The 16085-nt window shown below is 73.6% G+C and carries 15 protein-coding genes; 7 read left to right on the plus strand and 8 right to left on the minus strand.

The features are described from left to right. The first annotated feature begins 48 nt into the window (after positions 1 to 48). Positions 49 to 417: a GntR family transcriptional regulator gene (locus FGW31_RS27785; RefSeq protein ID WP_161174091.1), complete on the plus strand. Its 369-nt coding sequence runs from the start codon at positions 49 to 51 to the stop codon at positions 415 to 417. A 110-nt stretch (positions 418 to 527) separates the two neighbouring features. Here the strand turns inward: FGW31_RS27785 and FGW31_RS27790 are convergent, their stop codons facing one another. From FGW31_RS27790 to FGW31_RS27810, 5 genes are all read right to left on the minus strand, one after another. Further along, positions 528 to 1358, minus strand: coding sequence for a DUF72 domain-containing protein (locus FGW31_RS27790; protein ID WP_142196294.1), 831 nt, complete (start codon positions 1356 to 1358; stop codon positions 528 to 530). 34 nt (positions 1359 to 1392) lie between these two features. Beyond that, positions 1393 to 2487: a DUF5925 domain-containing protein gene (locus FGW31_RS27795; RefSeq protein ID WP_142196295.1), complete on the minus strand. Its 1095-nt coding sequence runs from the start codon at positions 2485 to 2487 to the stop codon at positions 1393 to 1395. A gap of 92 nt (positions 2488 to 2579) precedes the next feature. After that, the gene (locus FGW31_RS27800; protein WP_373303442.1) at positions 2580 to 3380 is read right to left on the minus strand and encodes a polysaccharide deacetylase family protein; all 801 of its coding nucleotides are present in this window, start codon (positions 3378 to 3380) and stop codon (positions 2580 to 2582) included. Then, positions 3373 to 4371, minus strand: a complete 999-nt coding sequence (locus tag FGW31_RS27805) for a glycosyltransferase family 2 protein (protein ID WP_142196296.1) — start codon at positions 4369 to 4371, stop codon at positions 3373 to 3375. The genes FGW31_RS27800 and FGW31_RS27805 overlap by 8 nt, the downstream gene beginning before the upstream one ends. Next, complete coding sequence (locus tag FGW31_RS27810; RefSeq protein WP_142196297.1) at positions 4368 to 5189, minus strand: glycosyltransferase family 2 protein; 822 nt, start codon at positions 5187 to 5189, stop codon at positions 4368 to 4370. Before FGW31_RS27810 ends, FGW31_RS27805 begins: the two co-directional genes overlap by 4 nt. Positions 5190 to 5820: 631 nt before the next feature. Here FGW31_RS27810 and FGW31_RS27815 point away from each other — a divergent pair. The 3 genes from FGW31_RS27815 (at position 5821) to FGW31_RS27820 (ending at position 7672) form a co-directional block, all read left to right on the plus strand. Continuing rightward, entirely contained in the window at positions 5821 to 6627 is an 807-nt protein-coding gene (locus tag FGW31_RS27815; RefSeq protein WP_142196298.1) for an SGNH/GDSL hydrolase family protein, read from the plus strand. 289 nt (positions 6628 to 6916) lie between these two features. Further along, the gene (locus tag FGW31_RS36270; RefSeq protein ID WP_373303443.1) at positions 6917 to 7270 is read left to right on the plus strand and encodes an anti-sigma factor domain-containing protein; all 354 of its coding nucleotides are present in this window, start codon (positions 6917 to 6919) and stop codon (positions 7268 to 7270) included. Between the two features lie 126 nt (positions 7271 to 7396). Beyond that, positions 7397 to 7672 carry a hypothetical protein gene (locus FGW31_RS27820; RefSeq protein WP_142196299.1) on the plus strand — a complete coding sequence of 92 codons (276 nt, stop codon included), beginning with the start codon at positions 7397 to 7399 and terminating at the stop codon, positions 7670 to 7672. 716 nt (positions 7673 to 8388) lie between these two features. Here FGW31_RS27820 and FGW31_RS27825 read toward each other — a convergent pair. The 3 genes from FGW31_RS27825 to hmgA all read right to left on the minus strand — a co-directional run bounded on the left by FGW31_RS27825 (position 8389) and on the right by hmgA (position 12182). Beyond that, positions 8389 to 9579, minus strand: a complete 1191-nt coding sequence (locus FGW31_RS27825; protein ID WP_142196300.1) for a type ISP restriction/modification enzyme — start codon at positions 9577 to 9579, stop codon at positions 8389 to 8391. Between the two features lie 355 nt (positions 9580 to 9934). Next, a complete protein-coding gene (locus FGW31_RS27830; RefSeq protein ID WP_142196301.1) occupies positions 9935 to 10684 on the minus strand; it encodes a GntR family transcriptional regulator in 750 nt (249 codons plus the stop codon). Between the two features lie 148 nt (positions 10685 to 10832). Continuing rightward, entirely contained in the window at positions 10833 to 12182 is a 1350-nt protein-coding gene (hmgA, locus tag FGW31_RS27835; protein ID WP_142196302.1) for a homogentisate 1,2-dioxygenase, read from the minus strand. 196 nt (positions 12183 to 12378) lie between these two features. Between hmgA and FGW31_RS27840 the strand changes: the two genes are divergently transcribed. The 3 genes from FGW31_RS27840 (at position 12379) to FGW31_RS27850 (ending at position 15984) form a co-directional block, all read left to right on the plus strand. Next, positions 12379 to 13002, plus strand: a complete 624-nt coding sequence (locus FGW31_RS27840; protein ID WP_142196303.1) for a hypothetical protein — start codon at positions 12379 to 12381, stop codon at positions 13000 to 13002. After that, positions 13002 to 13619 carry a TetR/AcrR family transcriptional regulator gene (locus FGW31_RS27845; RefSeq protein WP_142196399.1) on the plus strand — a complete coding sequence of 206 codons (618 nt, stop codon included), beginning with the start codon at positions 13002 to 13004 and terminating at the stop codon, positions 13617 to 13619. Before FGW31_RS27840 ends, FGW31_RS27845 begins: the two co-directional genes overlap by 1 nt. A gap of 100 nt (positions 13620 to 13719) precedes the next feature. Then, positions 13720 to 15984, plus strand: coding sequence for a molybdopterin oxidoreductase family protein (locus FGW31_RS27850; RefSeq protein WP_142196304.1), 2265 nt, complete (start codon positions 13720 to 13722; stop codon positions 15982 to 15984). Positions 15985 to 16085 lie beyond the last annotated feature (101 nt).

Raw genomic sequence — 16085 nt, forward strand, 5'->3', positions numbered from 1 at the left:
GCGACCCGGCTGCCTCTCATTTTCCGTCCGGTGCGGGACAATCGGGCCGTGACCTTGAAGATCGAAATCGACGACGGCGCGCCGCCGTACGAGCAGGTGCGGGCGCAGATCTCCGAGCAGGCCCGGTCGGGCGCGCTGCCCGTGGGGTACCGGCTGCCCACGGTGCGGGGGCTGGCCGGGACGCTCGGCCTCGCCGTCAACACGGTGGCCAAGGCGTACCGGGCGCTGGAGGCCGACGGGGTGATCGAGACGCGGGGCCGCAACGGCACGGTGATCGCCGCCGCGGGCTCGGCGGCGGAACGCGAGGCCGCCGCGGCGGCGCAGGCGTACGCGGAGCGGGTCCGGCGACTGGCGCTGAGCGAGGACGACGCACTGGCCGCCGTACGGGACGCCCTGCGGGCGGCTTACGGGGACTGAGCGCGCGAGTGCGCTGCGGGCGGCTCGCGGGCGAGTGCGTGCGGGTGTGCTGCCGGCGGCCGTCGGAGGGTGTCGCGGTGGCGGGGCCGCTGCCTACCGCTGCCCACTGCCTACCGCTGCCCGCGGCCGGCCGCTCCCGCGGCTCCCCGCGACCCGTGCAGGGGCTCGGTGACCGGCAGCTGTGCGGCCGCGGGCGTGCGGGTCACCGTCAGCCGCGCCGTCCGGGCCAGCGCGGCGAACGCCGCCGCGTCCCGGACCGCCGCCGCGTCCGGGTCGTTGTTGAAGTACGCGTAGACGTCCTCGCCGGCCGGCCAGGCGGTCGCGATGCGGTCGACCCAGGTCCGCAGGGACTGCCGTCCGTAGCGCGGCCAGGGTTGGGCGCGGCCCTGGTGGAAGCGGACGTAGCCCCAGTCGGCGGTGCGCCACAGCGGAGCCGCGGGACGCCCCAGGACGTCCGCCCAGCACAGGGCGGCGCCCCGGGCCTCGAGCACGGCACGCACCTGCGGCGTCCACCAGGAATCGTGGCGCGGCTCGACCGCCACCCGGACCGACGCGGGGAAGCGGCGCAGACAGGCGTGCAGCAGCGCGGCATCGGCGTGCAAGGTGGGCGGGAGCTGGAGCAGTACCGGGCCGAGCCGGTCACCCAGCCCGGCCGCATGGGTCATCAGGCGTTCGACCGGCTCCTCGGGATCCCGCAGCCGCTTGATGTGCGTCAGGTAGCGGCTCGCCTTGACCGCCACCACGAAGCCCGGCGGGGTGCGCGCCCGCCAGGCGGCGAACGTGTCCCACGACGGCAGCCGGTAGAAGGCGTTGTTGATCTCCACGGTGGCGAACCGCGCCGCGTACTCCTCCAGCCAGAGCCGAACCGGCAGCCCGGACGGGTACAGCACCTCGCGCCAGTCCTTGTACTGCCACCCCGACGTCCCGACGAACAGGGTCATACGCCCATCAAAACACCTGTACCGGCACCCGTGCCTACAGATACAGTCCGGCGTCCGCGTCGCCCCGCGGCTCCGGCAGCGCCGTCGGCGACGTGCCGCGGCGCAGCGCGTACAGCTCGGCCAGGGTCGCGCCCTCACGGCCGACGCCGTCCTCGCGGCCCAGCCAGTTCACCGCCTCGGCGCGGGTCAGCGGCCCGACCTCGATACGGGCGAGACAGCGGCCGGGACGGACCACGGCCGGGTGGAGACGCTCCAGGTCCTCGTTGGTGGTGACGCCGACCAGGACGTTGCGGCCCTGGCCGAGCAGACCGTCCGTCAGGTTCAGCAGCCGGGACAGCGCCTGCCCGGCGGTGTGCTTGGCCTCGCCGCGGATCAGCTCGTCGCAGTCCTCCAGGAGCAGCAGCCGCCAACGGCCCTTGCCCGCCGCGTCCTCCTCGCCGATGGCGATGTCCATCAGGTACCCGACGTCGGTGAAGAGCCGCTCGGGGTCCAGCACGCAGTCCACCTGGCACCAGTCCCGCCAGGACCGGGCCAGCGTGCGCAGCGCGGAGGTCTTGCCGGTGCCCGGCGGGCCGTGCAGCAGGAGCAGCCGGCCCGAGATGTCCTCGGGCGTGGTCTTCATCAGGCGGTCCATCGCGTCCGCCACCGGCGCGGTGTAGTTGGGCCGGATCTCGTCCCAGGTGCCGGCCGAGATCTGCCGGGTGGTGCGGTGCGGGCCCCGGCGCGGGGAGACGTACCAGAAGCCCATGGTGACGTTCTCCGGCTGCGGTTCGGGCTCGTCCGCGGCACCGTCGGTGGCCTCGTCCAGGACCTTCGCGGCGAGGTCGGCGCTGGTCGCGGTGACCGTGACGTCGGCGCCCCGGTTCCAGCGGGAGACCAGCAGCGTCCAGCCGTCGCCCTCGGCGAGGGTGGCGCTGCGGTCGTCGTCCCGGGCGATCCGCAGCACCCGCGCGTCCGCGGGCAGCAGGGTCGCGCCGGAGCGTACGCGGTCGATGTTGACGGCGTGCGAGAACGGCTGCTCGCCCGTCGCGAAGCGGCCGAGGAACAGCGCGTCGACGACATCGGACGGGGAGTCGCTGTCGTCGACGTTGAGCCGGATCGGCAGTGCGTCGTGTGGCTGCGCGGACATGTTCGCCATGATCGGTCACCCGGGCCCCGCGTGCACCCAATTTCCGGGGTGCGCGCGGATTGTCGCCCGTGGGCGGCTCGTGTCCGGTGTGTTCACTCCGGACGCCTGCGCAGCAGCAGCCCCGCCTGCCGCGCCCGCCGCACCACCGCGTAGCCCTTGGTGAGCGCCCGGTCCCGGGCGAAGGTGCGGGCGACGTCCCGCCCCTCCACCAGCCGCTCGAACGCGGCGGCGCCCGTCGACCGCCGCACCGTGACCCGCCGCAGCGCGTACGGCCCCTGCGCGCGCCGGGCGAGGCCGTTGCCCACGGCGAGCGCCTGCGCGTACCCCGTCTCCCGCACCGCCTCGCGCACCCGGCGGCTGGAGTAGCCGTAGGGGTAGGCGAAGGAGGCGGGGACGGTGCCCAGCTGGTCGGAGACGATCTCCTTGCACCGGATCAGCTCGGCGCGCAGCCGGCCGTCGTCGAGCCGGTCGAGCTGCGGGTGGCGGTGGCTGTGCCCGCCGATCTCCACGCCGGCGCCCGCCAGTTCGCGCACCTGGTCCCAGTCCAGCATGGTGTCCAGTCCGCCGCCGGTGTCGTACGGGCCGCGCAGCCAGCCCGTGGTGACGAACACGGTGGCCGGGAAACCGTGCTCGGCGAGCACGGGCAGGGCGTGCCGGTGCACGCCCTCGTAGCCGTCGTCGAACGTGACCAGGACCGGGCGCTCGGGCAGCGGGCGGCCCGAGCGCCAGTGGGCGGCCAGTTCGGCGGTGGTGACGGGAGTGAGACGCCGGTCGGCGATCACCGCCATCTGCTCGGCGAACGCCCGGGGGGTCACCGACAGGGCGCGGGTCGCCTCGCTCGGGTGGTCCGCGACCGCGTGGTACATCAGGACCGGCACCCGCAGGTCAGCCACGGCCGCTCCCTTCGATGCCCACCACGGAGAAGGCGACCCCGCCCCGCCTGGCCCGCACGCTGCCCACCAGGTAGCCGCCCGCCGCCGTGAGCACCCCGGTGACGATCGCGCCCGCGCGTCCCGCGCCGCCCGGCCGGTTCAGCAGGGCGTCGCGCAGGCCGCGCGCCACCCCGGCCGGCAACACGCGCGTGGTGTACCGGCGTTCGGACTCCAGCCCCTTCTGCGCGCCGACGCTGCGGGCCACCAGGGCCTTGGACAGGCCCTCGGCGTAGGTCCGCGTCCGGAAGTAGCGGAAGTGCTCGCGGACCTCGGGCACCCGGTGGTGGATCACCGCCCGGTCGTCGATGAGCAGGATCGCGTCCGGGCGGGCGCGGCTGAGGCGGATGCACAGCTCCGTCTCCTCGCCGCCCAGCGGGCGCTTGTTCCCGTCGCGTCCGATGCCGGTGGCGAAGCCGCCCGCCGCGTCGAAGGCGCTGCGCCGGAACGAGGCGTTGCCGCCGAGGACGTTGCGCACCCGGACCCGGCCGGGCGGCAGGCCCCGGTAGGTGCAGCCGACCACCCAGTCGAACTCCTCGGGGAACCAGTCGGGGCGCCGGCCCGACGCCCAGACCGGTTCGGTGCGCCCGCCGACCGCCATCACGCGCGGGTCGGCGTACGCCTCGGCGAAGTGCTTCAGCCAGTCGCGTTCGGCCACGGCGTCGTCGTCGAGGAAGGCGACGACCTCGCCGCGGGAGGCGGCGATCCCGGTGTTGCGGCCGGCGGACAGGCCGCGGGGGCCCGCGTTGGCGAGCACCCGCACGTCCTCCGTCTCCTGGTACTCCTTGCCCAGACGGTCCAGGAGCGCCTGGTTGTGGTCGACGACCAGCAGGGTCTCCAGGGCCGGCCGTGACTGCGCCCGTACCGAGGCGACCGCCGCGAGGACGTCCTCCCAGCGGTCCTCGGTGTAGGCGCAGATCACGACGGAGATCTCGGGCGTGCCGGGACCGCTCAAGACACCTTCCCCCGGACCGTGTCGAGCAGCGGCGAGCGGTGCGGGCGCCTGCGCAGCGCACGCCGGTTGGAGCGTTCCCGCAGGATCACCCCGAGCACCCGCAGGCCGTCGCGCACGGCCCGCAGGTTGCTGGTGCCGTGGATGCGCAGGTACTCGTGGCTCGGGATCTCCTGGACCTTCAGGCCCGCCTTGACGACCCGGATGTTCATCAGGGTCTCCACCTCGAAGCCGGTGCAGTCGAGGTCGATCTTGTCCAGGCAGTGCCGCCAGAAGGCGTTGTAGCCGTAGCAGAGGTCGGTGTAGCGGGCGCCGAACTTGCGGTTGACCACGGCGCACAGCGCCCGGTTGCCCAGTTTGCGGATGAAGGTCATGTCGTCGGTGCCGCCGCCGTTGGCGAAGCGGGACCCCTTGGCGAAGTCCGCGCCGGAGACCAGCGCGGATACGTAGCTGACGATCTCGTTGCCGTCCGCTGAGCCGTCGGCGTCGACCATCACGATGATGTCGCCGGTGCAGGCCTCGAAGCCGGCCCGCAGGGCGTCTCCCTTGCCCTTGCCGCGCTGCCCGACGACCTTGACGCCGGACCACAGTTCGCGGGCCACCTCGACGGTGTTGTCGGTGGAGTTGCCGTCGACGAGGACCACTTCGTGGATCCAGTCGGGAAGCGTCTTGAAGACGTACGGCAGGTTCTCCGCCTCGTTCATGGCCGGTATCACCACGCTCACCGGTGGCGCGATGGCCAGGTGCGAGGAGATGGGCCGGTACTTGCCGGCGGTGGGCGGATCCTGGTCCGCGGTCGCCGGCGGCAGAACGGAGCTCATGAGTCTGGTTCCCTCTCGTCCGGTGGACCGCCCGCCCCTCGGGCGGCCCGGCTGTACGTCCGGTTCGAAAGGGGGGTTCTCACCCCACGGCACGGCGGATGAGCGTCCGTGCACGCCGGGTGAGCTGGCAAATCTGGTCCGCCGTGGAAAACACCGGCCGGCCGCGCGGCACGGCTCGGCCACCGCTGTGGTCGCCGAGCACGGCACCCCCCTACCGCGCCCCGCGCCGGTTCGTCGCGGTCCGAGCCCTCCCCTGGAGCCATGAGATGACGGACCGGTGCGGGTGAGATCTATGACGTTGTCGACGTTATTGACGTTTGAACCTGTATGGCAAGACCCGGGTGGTGTCCCACTCTTCTGCTCGCTTTGACCCTTGCGGGTGCTTCTTGTGCTGATGTGCGGGTCGGCATGGCCGAGTTTGCCCCCCAAGGCGTCGGATGCCGGGCTTCAATGTGGCCCACCTCGTAGGGGCCGTCAAGGGTGGAAAGTCCCGGCGGCCGGAATCAGACCGGGATTGAACGCGAACAGGCCGAGTGGTGTCCGACGTTGCAAGTTTTGACATGAACACTTCCGATCAACGCGCGTAGTCACTACAACGGTTCGTGCAGCGAACCTGCTAAATGGAGGCTCCATGAGACATCTCCGCCCAATGACGCTTCTGGGCTCACTTCTCCTCGCCGTCGTCGCGGCCCTCACCGGGACCGCGGCGGCGCAGGCGGCCGAACAGGCCGCACGTGGGCCCTATGTGGCGCTCGGTGACTCCTACTCCTCGGGAGTGGGCGCGGGCGACTACATCGGCTCCAGCGGTGACTGCAAGCGCAGCACGAAGGCGTACCCCTACCTCTGGGCCGGCCTCAACTCGCCCTCGTCGTTCTCCTTCACCGCCTGCTCCGGCGCCCGAACGGGTGATGTCGTCGCCGGTCAGCTCGGCCCCCTCAACAGCAGCACGAGCCTCGTCTCGATCAGCGTCGGCGGCAACGACGCGGGCTTCGCCGACGTCATGACGACCTGTGTGACCAGCAGCGACAGCACGTGCCTCGCCCGCATCGACACCGCGCGGGCGTACGTGACCTCGACGCTGCCCGGCAAGCTCAACACCGTCTACTCGGCGATCCGCAGCAAGGCCCCGAACGCCCGGGTGGCCGTGTTCGGCTACCCCCGCTTCTACAAGCTCGGCACCGTCTGCATCGGCCTCTCCGAGACCAAGCGGAAGGCGATCAACGACGCCTCCGACCTCCTCAACTCCGTCATCTCCGAGCGCGCCCGCTCCTACGGCTACGTCTTCGCCGACGTGCGCGGCATGTTCACCGGCCACGAGATCTGCTCCGGCAGTTCCTGGCTGCACAGCGTGGACTGGACCAACATCGGCAACTCCTACCACCCGAAGGCCGTCGGCCACTCCAGCGGCTACCTCCCGGTGTTCCAGAGCGTGGACTGACCCGCGGCCCGCGCACACCGCAACGGAAAGAGGAGGAGACCCCGCCACCGCGGGGTCTCCTTTCCGTTTCCGGCCCCTTTCCGTTTCCCCGGCGCTTCCGCTTCCGCTTCCGTTTCTGCTTCCGCCTGCCGTCCCCTCCTGATTCCGGTTCCGAGCGTTTCGGGCCTCTGCCCCTTCCCTGTTTCCGGCCCCGCTCATTCACCGCCGCCACGGCGCCCGTTGCCGCCGCGTTTCGCCCTCCGGGCCGGCCGCACACAGGATCGGTTGAACGCCGAACGCGGCCGAAGACGTGAGATCGACCACGTTCCGGCGACTGTGGACGGTCCGCGCGGGCGGCGGTCGGGACGCGCGCGGCCGCACGCTCGGAGTAATCACTTCCGCTTCGGTCCGGAACGCGGTCGTCACCCTCGGCGGACCCGACGACCCTCCGAACGGACGTGTGCGCCCGCTCCGCCGCCCGGCACCGGGCCCGGGACCCCGTCCCCTCGGGCTTTTCGCGGGCGACACGCCCTGGGCGGCGGCCGGGACCGGCCCCGCCGCCACGTCACTCGCCGTGACCATCGGGCCGGACGGCGGCCCACCGCGGACGACCTCTCACCCCGTCACTCAACTCGCCCTGAAAACGGTCGGATTCGGAGAGTAGTCGTCGGGTGTTCGTCAACCCCCTTATGGGAAAGGTGAATCCTGTGGCCGCGATACGCGCAGGCCCGGATGGGGAGATAGGGTTACCCTGCCCGGGCCGGGTGGACTCGTACGGGTGGGGAGTGACATGGAACAGATAACAGTGCGCAACAGGGCCAGGGTCCCTGCGATCACCTGCGGCAGCAGCGCGACCAGTTCGCGTCTCGACCGGCATCTCTCGATCCTCGCGGGGCCTGCGGTCCCGCAGCGGGAGACGCTCGAGGCGACGACGCTGATGCGTGAGCTGACCGCGCGTGACACCGCGCACAGCCGCGGCGCCAGGGGCGCACGGGCCCGAGCGAGCCGCGTCTCGCTCTTCGCCCCGCTGCGTCGACTGCGCCGCTCCCTGTTCGGCAGCCGGTAGCGCTCGCGCCGGACGGCCCCACCGTCCCGGCGCGGCGCCCCGCCCCCGACCGTCGTCCCCACGGCATCCCGCGGCACCCGGCGCACCACCGAGCCCGGCACGACCCTCGCCGGCCTCCGGCCCCACCCGGCAGCACATCCGGGGCCTGCCGCAGCCTTGCCCCGCGGCCCCACCACGTCCCGCACGTCGGCTCGCCCGACCGGTGACCCCCGCACCTCTCGAGCGCGGCAGCCCCACCGCCCGCGTCCCACACACCGAGCCGGAAGCCCTACGGGCCTTCACACGTCGACGGCAGCCCCACCGCTTCCCACGCGCCGACGCCGGCAGCCCCGTCGGCCATCGCACGTCGACGACAGCCCCACCGCTTCTCACGCGCCGACGCCGACGACCCTGTCGGCCCTCGCACGCCGACGGCAGCCCCACGGGCCTTCGTACGCCGACGAACCCGGCAGCCCCGCCGCCCGCGTCCCACGCTCCGACGCCGACACCCGGCAGCCCTGTCGGCCATCGCACGCCGACGGCAGCCCCACGGGCCTTCGCACGCCGACGAACCCGGCAGCCCCACCACTTCCCACGCGCCGACGCCGGCAGCCCCGTCGGCCATCGCACGCCGACGACAGCACCACCGTCCTCGCACGCCCACGGAATTGCCGTCTGCCCACCGCTCGCCCGGCCGACCCCGGCTCCCCGGACCCGTCGACCCGCCGGTGCGGCGCTCAGATCAGGACCAACTGCCCCTCCGGGCCCTCCTCGTGCGCGTCGAGCACCGAGGCGGGACGCCGGGCGGCGTGCGGCACCGGGAGCACACCGGCCTCGCCCAGTTCCGCCCGTGTGATCGGATCGGCGAACCCCGACTCCGTCAACGCCGCCTGCTGCGGGCGCAGTTCGGCGAGCAGCGCCAGGACCGTGATCAGCTCCAGGAGTTCCGAGGTCCACGCCTGGGGCCAGACGGACGGCCGGATCGCGGCAAGGGTGCCCGGCTCGGCCGGCTCCGTGCGCACCGCGAACCACTGCTCCAGCACCCGAACGCCGTCCGCCTCGAAGTCCCAGGCCTCGGGCGGCACCGGGGAGACACGGCCCTCGTCGAGCAGCAGCGCCTCCTCGTCCCGGTCGTAGCGCACCGACGACGGCCGGGACGGCAACGGGGCGCGGACGTACGGGCGGCGCCCGCCGGGCAGCTTCGGGCGCTCGCCGTCGCGCCGCATCAGCCACAGCATCCGGCGGCCCACCGCCACCCCCCGCTCCCAGGTGCCCGCATCCCCGGTGAGCGGTACCACGCAACCGGCCGGAGCGGGGCGCGCCGCCGCCATCGTCCAGGCGAGCACGTCCGCGGCCGAGACGCCCCGGCCGAGCCGGGCGGCGAGGAGGTCCAGCAGACCCGGGGCCAGATTGGGCTCGGCCGCACCGGGCCGCCGGTACAGCGGGCGGATCCGGCCGGTGCGGAGCACGGGCAGCAGGGACGTGGCGAGCAGCGACGGACCCGAGACGTCCCCGGCCCGCCCGCCGCCCGCCTCGACCACGAACACCTGCCGCTCGTCCGCCACCCGCCACAGCTCCGGACGGGCCGCGTCGATCAGCCGCTGGTCGGGGAGCAGCCACTGCTCGTCGAACGGGGCGCGCAGCACCCGGACCGGTTCCGGGCAGGGGCCCGGGGCGCGGGCCAGCCGCTCCGTGCCGCCGGTGTGTCCCGGCAGCCGCCCGACCGCCGAGCGCGGGGTGCGGGAACGGGTCGGCTGGAACAGGGCCTCGCGGTCCGGGCCCTCGGCCTTCACCAGAGCGTCCCAACGGGCCTTCAGGGACGCCGCGTCGGGCGCCGCCGGCCAGCCCCGGCCGAGCCGCGGCGGTGCGACGGACCACGGCATGAGGTCCGCCAGCGGCGGAGCGTCGTCGTGCGTCACGCTGGGCATCGTACGACCTGCACCCCGCCGGCGGCCTCGCGCCCGCATCACGGGGCCCCGTACCCACCTGACGCCGCGCGGCCCGCCCGTCGGACCGACGAGGGGAGTCCGGCGCCGGCCTCGGGTACCGGCGGCCGGGACAGCAGGGCAGCGAGGTCGGCGGATCGGGACGGCAGCCCCGGACCGGCAGGCAGCGTGGCTGACGGATCGGGACGGCAGCCCCGGACCGGCAGACAGCGGGGCCGACGGAACACGGCGGCAGCCTCCGGGACCGGCAGGCGGGTCGGCAGCCGACGGGACCGGCGGCGGGACGGGCGGACGGGACCGGCGGCGGGACGGGCGGACGGAGTCGGCACCGCCGGATTCAGGTGGCGTCCAGGGTCACCGTGAACGAGAAGCGGTCCCCGCGGTAGTGGATCACGGCCACGTCCAGCGGCCGGCCCGCGGTGTCGTAGGTGATGCCCGTGTAGTGCAGGATCGGGCTGAGCAGCGGGACCTGGAGCAGGCGGGCCGTCTCCGGGTCCGCGAGCCGCGCCTCCACCGTGTCCGTGATCCGGCTGATGTCCGCACCCACGACATCCCGCAGCACCTTCGTCATCGGCCACCGCACCAGGTCCTCCGGATCGATCCGGTCGGCCAGCTCGGGACGGACGTAGTTGCGGGCGTGGTTGGTCGGCTCGCCCGTCTTCTCGTCGCTGCGCAGCCGGTGGTACGCCGCCACCCGCGTCAGGTCCGGGAAGTACTCGGCGACCTCGGCCGGCACCGGCGCCGGACCGTGCTCCAGCAGCTCGGTCGCCATGCCCGACTGCTGCGCCACGATCGCGTCCACCGAGCCCAGCAGCCGGACCGGCGCACCTCGCCGGGCGTCCGGCTCGATGAACGTGCCGCGCCGGCGGTGGCGGGTGATCAGCCCCTCGTCCTCCAGCTCCTTCAGCGCCTGCCGCATGGTCAGCACGCTCACCCCGTAGTGCCCGGCCAGCTGTTCCTCGGTGGGCAGGCGAAGCGGGTCCTGCGGCGAGCGGCCGAGGATCGAGGCGCGCAGCGACTGCGACACCTGATACCAGAGCGGCAACTTGCGGTTCAGGACGATCGAGTCCGGGGCGAAGGAGGTCACGGGGCTATGCGTACCGGTCGGGGAACGGTCAGTGCAATGCGGGGTGCGAGGCTGCGACGGTATCGGCCGTCCGGGCGCGGGCCGGCCCGGACGGCCGGGCACGGCCCGGCGCCCGGCACCTGCTCCGGCATCCCGGAGCCGGACCGGCTCACAGGGCGCGGAAGTGACGCTCCAGGCCCTGCCACACCCCGTCGTACCCCTGTTGCAGGTGCTCCGCGCGCGCCGCCTGGGGCGTCAGCAGCACCGGCCAGCGGGTCTCGAACATGAAGGCGAGACCGTCGTCGACCTTCTGCGGGCGCAGCTCCGCGGCGCTCGCCCGCTCGAAGGTCTCCCGGTCCGGGCCGTGCGCCGACATCATGTTGTGCAGCGAACCTCCGCCCGGCACGAAGCCCTCCGCCTTCGCGTCGTACGCGCCCTCGATCAGGCCCATGTACTCGCTCATCACGTTCCGGTGGAAGTACGGCGGGCGGAAGGTGTCCTCGCCCACCAGCCAGCGCGGCGCGAACACCACGAAGTCGACCCCGGCCAGTCCCGGAGTGTCGCTCGGCGACGTCAGCACCGTGAAGATCGACGGATCCGGATGGTCGTACGAGATGGTGCCCATCACATTGAAGCGGCGCAGGTCGTAGGCGTACGGCACATGGTTGCCGTGCCAGGCGACGACATCCAGCGGCGAGTGGTCGTACGTCGCCGCCCACAGGTTGCCGCAGAACTTGTTCACCACCTCCACCGGGCCCTCGACGTCCTCGTACGCGGCGACGGGCGCCCGGAAGTCCCGGGCGTTGGCCAGCCCGTTGGCGCCGATCGGGCCGAGGTCGGGGAGCCGGAACGGCGCCCCGTAGTTCTCGCACACATAACCGCGGGCAGAGTCATCCAGGAGGTCCACACGGAATCGCACACCACGAGGCACCAGACCGATGTGTCCCGGCTCCAGATGCAGCAGACCGAACTCCGTGCGCAGCAGCAGCCCGCCACGCTCGGGCACGATCAGCAGCTCGCCGTCGGCGTCGCTGAACACGCGGTCCATCGAGGCGTTGGCGTGGTACAGGTGCACGGCCATGCCGGTGCGCTGGGTGACGTCGCCGTTGCCGCCCAGGGTCCACAGGCCGGCCAGGAAGTCGGTGCCCTCGGCCGGCTCCGGCAGCGGGTTCCAGCGCAGCCGGTTCGGGTCGGGCACGGTCTGCGTGAACGGGGCGGTGCGCAGCGCGCCGTTGCCCGTGCGGGTGAACGCCGGATGGGCCGCGGACGGGCGGATCCGGTACAGCCACGAACGGCGGTTCTCCGCCCTCGGCTCGGTGAACGCCGTACCGCTCAGCTGCTCCGCGTACAGCCCGAGAGGGGCGCGCTGCGGCGAGTTGCGGCCCTCGGGCAGGGCGCCCGGGATCGCCTCGGAGCTGTGCTCGTTGCCGAAGCCGGAGAGGTGTTCCAGTCCTTCGGCGGCCTTGCGCGCTCCCGCGCGCTCGACGTCGCTCACGCGGGCGGTGCCCCCATCGCTCATGTTCGGTGCTCCCTCGCGGTCCGATTCCTATGGAACACCGTAGGATTGCGTTTTCTCCCGCGCAAGAGGGCCACGCGATCCCGCCCCCGGTTTCCGCCGTCCGTCGCCCGCCGCCCCGGTGTCCTCTCGGCGGAGGACCCGGAACCCGACTTGAGGCGGATTCGCGGGTTCGGACCGGTGTTCTACGCTCGCCCGCATGTCGTGGACACGGAGCCTGATCGCCGTGCTCGCGGTCTGTGTCGTCCTGCCGGCCGGAACCGCGGGCTGCGGTCCGAGTGACACCCGGGAGCGGGACGGGTCCGCGCCCTCACCGGTGGGCCGGCTCCTGGACCAGCGGGACGCGGAGGGGCGCCCCTACCGGGAGGTGGACGGGCGGGAGGCGCCGGAGGTCGGCGTCGAGGTCGTGCCCGATACCGACGGCGGCTGGGACGTACGGCTGCGGGTGCGCAACTTCCGCTTCTCGCCGGACGGGACGGGCCGCCGCGCGGTGGCCGGCCGCGGCCTGGCGCACCTGGAGGTGAACGGCCGTCGCGTCGCCCGGCTGCGCACCCCCGAGTACCACCTCCCCGGCAGCCTCGTCCCGCGCGGTACGCACCAGGTGACCGCGCGCCTGTACGCCGACGACGGCTCGGTGTGGGCCGTGGACGGCAGGCCCGTGGAGAGCACGGCCGACGTCACGGTCTCCGAGCAGCCGCCGAGCCCCGACCCGAGCGCGGAGCCACTGACACCGCCGGCCGCGGCCGGGGGAGGGGCGCGTGACCGGGGCAGCGCGGCGATTACCGGAACGGAAGGTTCACCGGACGGTGCCGAGCAGGCATGATGAGGCCCGTGCCCCATGCGACATCGCTCCGCCGAGCGCCGGTGCAGCGGCGCAGCGCCGAACGGCTGGCCAGGATCCTCGACGCCTGCGCCGAACTCCTCGACGAGGCCGGCTACGACGACCTCAGCACCCGTGCCGTCGCGCAGCGCGCCGGCGTGCCCATAGGCTCCGTCTACCGCTTCTTCGGCAACAAGCGGCAGATGGCCGACGCGCTGGCCCAGCGCAACCTGGAGCGCTTCTCGGACCGGGTCGCCGAACGCCTCGGGGCCACCGGCGACCGCGGCTGGCGGCAGGCCATGGACGTGGTGCTGGACGAGTACCTCGACATGAAGCGCACCGCCCCCGGCTTCTCCCTGGTCGACTTCGGCAACCAGATCCCCGTCGGCGTCCGCGGCCCCGAGCCCAACCGCCGCGTCGCCGACCGCCTCACCGACCTGCTCTCCCTCTATCTGGGCCGCGAACCCGACGAGGAACTGCGCCGCACCTTCCTCATCGCCGTGGAGACCGCCGACGCCCTGGTCCACCTGGCGTTCCGGATGGCGCCCGACGGTGACGAGAGGGTCATCGGCGAACTCCGGGAGATGCTGCGCGCGTACCTGGCCCGCGTGCTCGACTGAACCGGCCCCGGCCGGGACCCGGCACCCCCTCCCCACCGTGCATACCGGTCGGTATGCTCTTCGTGTCCGCGCGCCACCGCCGCCGCACCCGGGAGGCCCCGTGCCCCGCACCGCCCTGCGTATCTGTCCCCTGTGCGAGGCCACCTGCGGCCTGACGCTCACCATCGACCGGGGCAGGGTCACCGGCGCCCGCGGCGACCGCGACGACGTGTTCAGCAAGGGCTTCATCTGCCCCAAGGGCGCCGCCTTCGGCGACCTGGACGCCGACCCCGACCGGCTGCGCGCCCCGCTCGTCCGCGTCGACGGCGAACTGCGCGAAGCCACCTGGGACGAGGCGTTCGACGCGGTGGCCGCCGGGATCCGGCCCGTCGTCGAACGGTACGGCCCGCACGCCGTCGGCCTCGTCCTCGGCAACCCCAACGTGCACACCGTGGCCGGCGCCCTCTACCCGCCCCTGCTGATCGCCGGACTCGGCACCCGCAGCCTGTTCACCGCCTCCACGGTCGACCAGATGCCCAAGCACGTCTCCAGCGGTCTGCTCTTCGGCGACGCCAACGCCATCCCCGTGCCCGACCTCGACCGCACCGACCACCTCCTGCTGATCGGCGCCAACCCCCTGGAGTCCAACGGCAGTCTGTGCACCGCCCCCGACTTCCCCGGCCGCCTCAAGGCGCTGCGGGCGCGGGGCGGCACCCTCACCGTCGTCGATCCGCGCCGCACCCGCACCGCCCGCCTCGCCGACCGGCACATCGCCGTCCGCCCCGGCACCGACGCGCTGCTCCTCGCCGCCATGGCGCACACCCTCTTCGCCGAGGACCTCGTCACCCCCGCGGACCTGGCGCCGCACCTCGACGGACTCGACCGGCTCCCGGCGGCCCTCGCCGACTTCACGCCCGAAGCGGTCGCCGACGCCTGCGACGTCGACGCAGCCACCGTCCGCACCCTCGCCCGGGAACTCGCCGCCGCCCCCACCGCCGCCGTCTACGCCCGCATCGGCAGCTGCACCGTCCCGCACGGCACCCTCGCCGGCTGGCTCGTCGACGTCCTCAACGTCCTCACCGGCAACCTCGACCGGCCCGGCGGCGCCCTCTTCCCGCAGGCCGCCACCGACCGGACCCCGCGGCCCGCCGGACCCGGCCGCGGCTTCGCCCTCGGCCGCTGGCACTCCCGGGTGCGCCGCCACCCCGAGGCCAAGGGCGAGCTGCCGCTCGCCGCCCTCGCCGAGGAGATCGACACCGCCACCGACGAGGGCGAGCCGATCCGCGCGCTCGTCGCCGTCGCCGCCAACCCGGTGCTCTCCGCCCCGGACGGCGACCGCCTCGACAAGGCCCTCGCCTCGCTCGACTTCATGGTCAGCGTCGACCCGTACCTCAACGAGACCTCGCGCCACGCCCACGTCGTCCTGCCGCCGCCCCCGCCCGCGCAGAGCCCGCACCACGACTTCGCCTTCAACACCCTCGCCGTGCGCAACCAGGTCCGCTACACCCGCCCCGCCGTCCCGCTGGAACCCGGCCGCATGGCCGAGACGGAGATCCTCGCCCGTCTCGTCCTCGCGGTCACCGGTATGCACGGCGCCGACCCCGCCGTCGTGGACGCCATGGTCGTCGACCGGACCCTCGCCCAGGCCGTGACGGAACCCCACTCCCCGGTGCACGGCCGCGACCCGAAGGAGCTCGCGGCCCTCCTCACCGGCGTCAACGGCCCCGAACGCCGACTGGACATGATGCTGCGCCTCGGCCCCTACGGCGACGGCTTCGGCGCCGACCCCGACGGGCTCACCCTGGACAGGCTGCTCGCCCACCCGCACGGCATCGACCTCGGCCCGCTGCGCCCGAGGCTGCCGCAGCCGCTGAAGACCCGCAGCGGGAAGGTGGAGTTGCTGCCGGAGCCCATCGCCGCCGACCTCCCGCGGCTGCGCGCCGCCCTCGCCGAACGCCCCGCCGGACTCGTCCTCGTCGGCCGCCGCCATCTGCGCTCCAACAACAGCTGGATGCACAACGTGCCCGCCCTCACCGGCGGCTCCAACCGCTGCACCCTGCACCTCCACCCCGAGGACGCCGAACGCCTCGGCGTGCGGGACGGCCAGACGGTGCGGATCAAGGGCGCCGGGGGAGAGGTGACCGCACCGGCCGAGGTCACCGACGCCGTACGCCCGGGCGTGGTGAGCCTGCCGCACGGCTGGGGCCACGACCGCCCCGGCACCCGGACACGGCACGCCTCGGCCGACCCCGGAGCCAACGTCAACCAGCTCCTCGACGGCAGCCTGCTCGACCCGCTCTCCGGCAACGCCGTCCTCAACGCGGTGCCCGTCGAGGTGGCCCCGCTGAGCGCCGCCGTGACCAAAACGTGCCGCGCGCTGACCTGAGCAAAGCCGTGACCTGGGGTTTTGCGCTTATTGCTCGCAGTTCAACGTCTTGTTAACGCCGCTTTACGGAACCTAACGTCGTCGGACCGCCGGCCCTGGTG

The organism is Streptomyces calvus (assembly GCF_006782915.1).
GTDB lineage: Bacteria > Actinomycetota > Actinomycetes > Streptomycetales > Streptomycetaceae > Streptomyces > Streptomyces calvus.

Excerpts from the sequence above, each read along its gene's own strand:
- FGW31_RS27810 (WP_142196297.1), bottom strand. The coding sequence starts at position 5,189 with ATGAGCTCCGTTCTGCCGCCGGCGACCGCGGACCAGGATCCGCCCACC.
- FGW31_RS27795 (WP_142196295.1), bottom strand. The coding sequence starts at position 2,487 with ATGTCCGCGCAGCCACACGACGCACTGCCGATCCGGCTCAACGTCGAC.
- FGW31_RS27815 (WP_142196298.1), top strand. The coding sequence starts at position 5,821 with ATGAGACATCTCCGCCCAATGACGCTTCTGGGCTCACTTCTCCTCGCC.
- FGW31_RS27845 (WP_142196399.1), top strand. The coding sequence starts at position 13,002 with ATGAGGCCCGTGCCCCATGCGACATCGCTCCGCCGAGCGCCGGTGCAG.
- FGW31_RS27825 (WP_142196300.1), bottom strand. The coding sequence starts at position 9,579 with ATGCCCAGCGTGACGCACGACGACGCTCCGCCGCTGGCGGACCTCATG.
- hmgA (WP_142196302.1), bottom strand. The coding sequence starts at position 12,182 with ATGAGCGATGGGGGCACCGCCCGCGTGAGCGACGTCGAGCGCGCGGGA.
- FGW31_RS27840 (WP_142196303.1), top strand. The coding sequence starts at position 12,379 with ATGTCGTGGACACGGAGCCTGATCGCCGTGCTCGCGGTCTGTGTCGTC.
- FGW31_RS27820 (WP_142196299.1), top strand. The coding sequence starts at position 7,397 with ATGGAACAGATAACAGTGCGCAACAGGGCCAGGGTCCCTGCGATCACC.
- FGW31_RS27790 (WP_142196294.1), bottom strand. The coding sequence starts at position 1,358 with ATGACCCTGTTCGTCGGGACGTCGGGGTGGCAGTACAAGGACTGGCGC.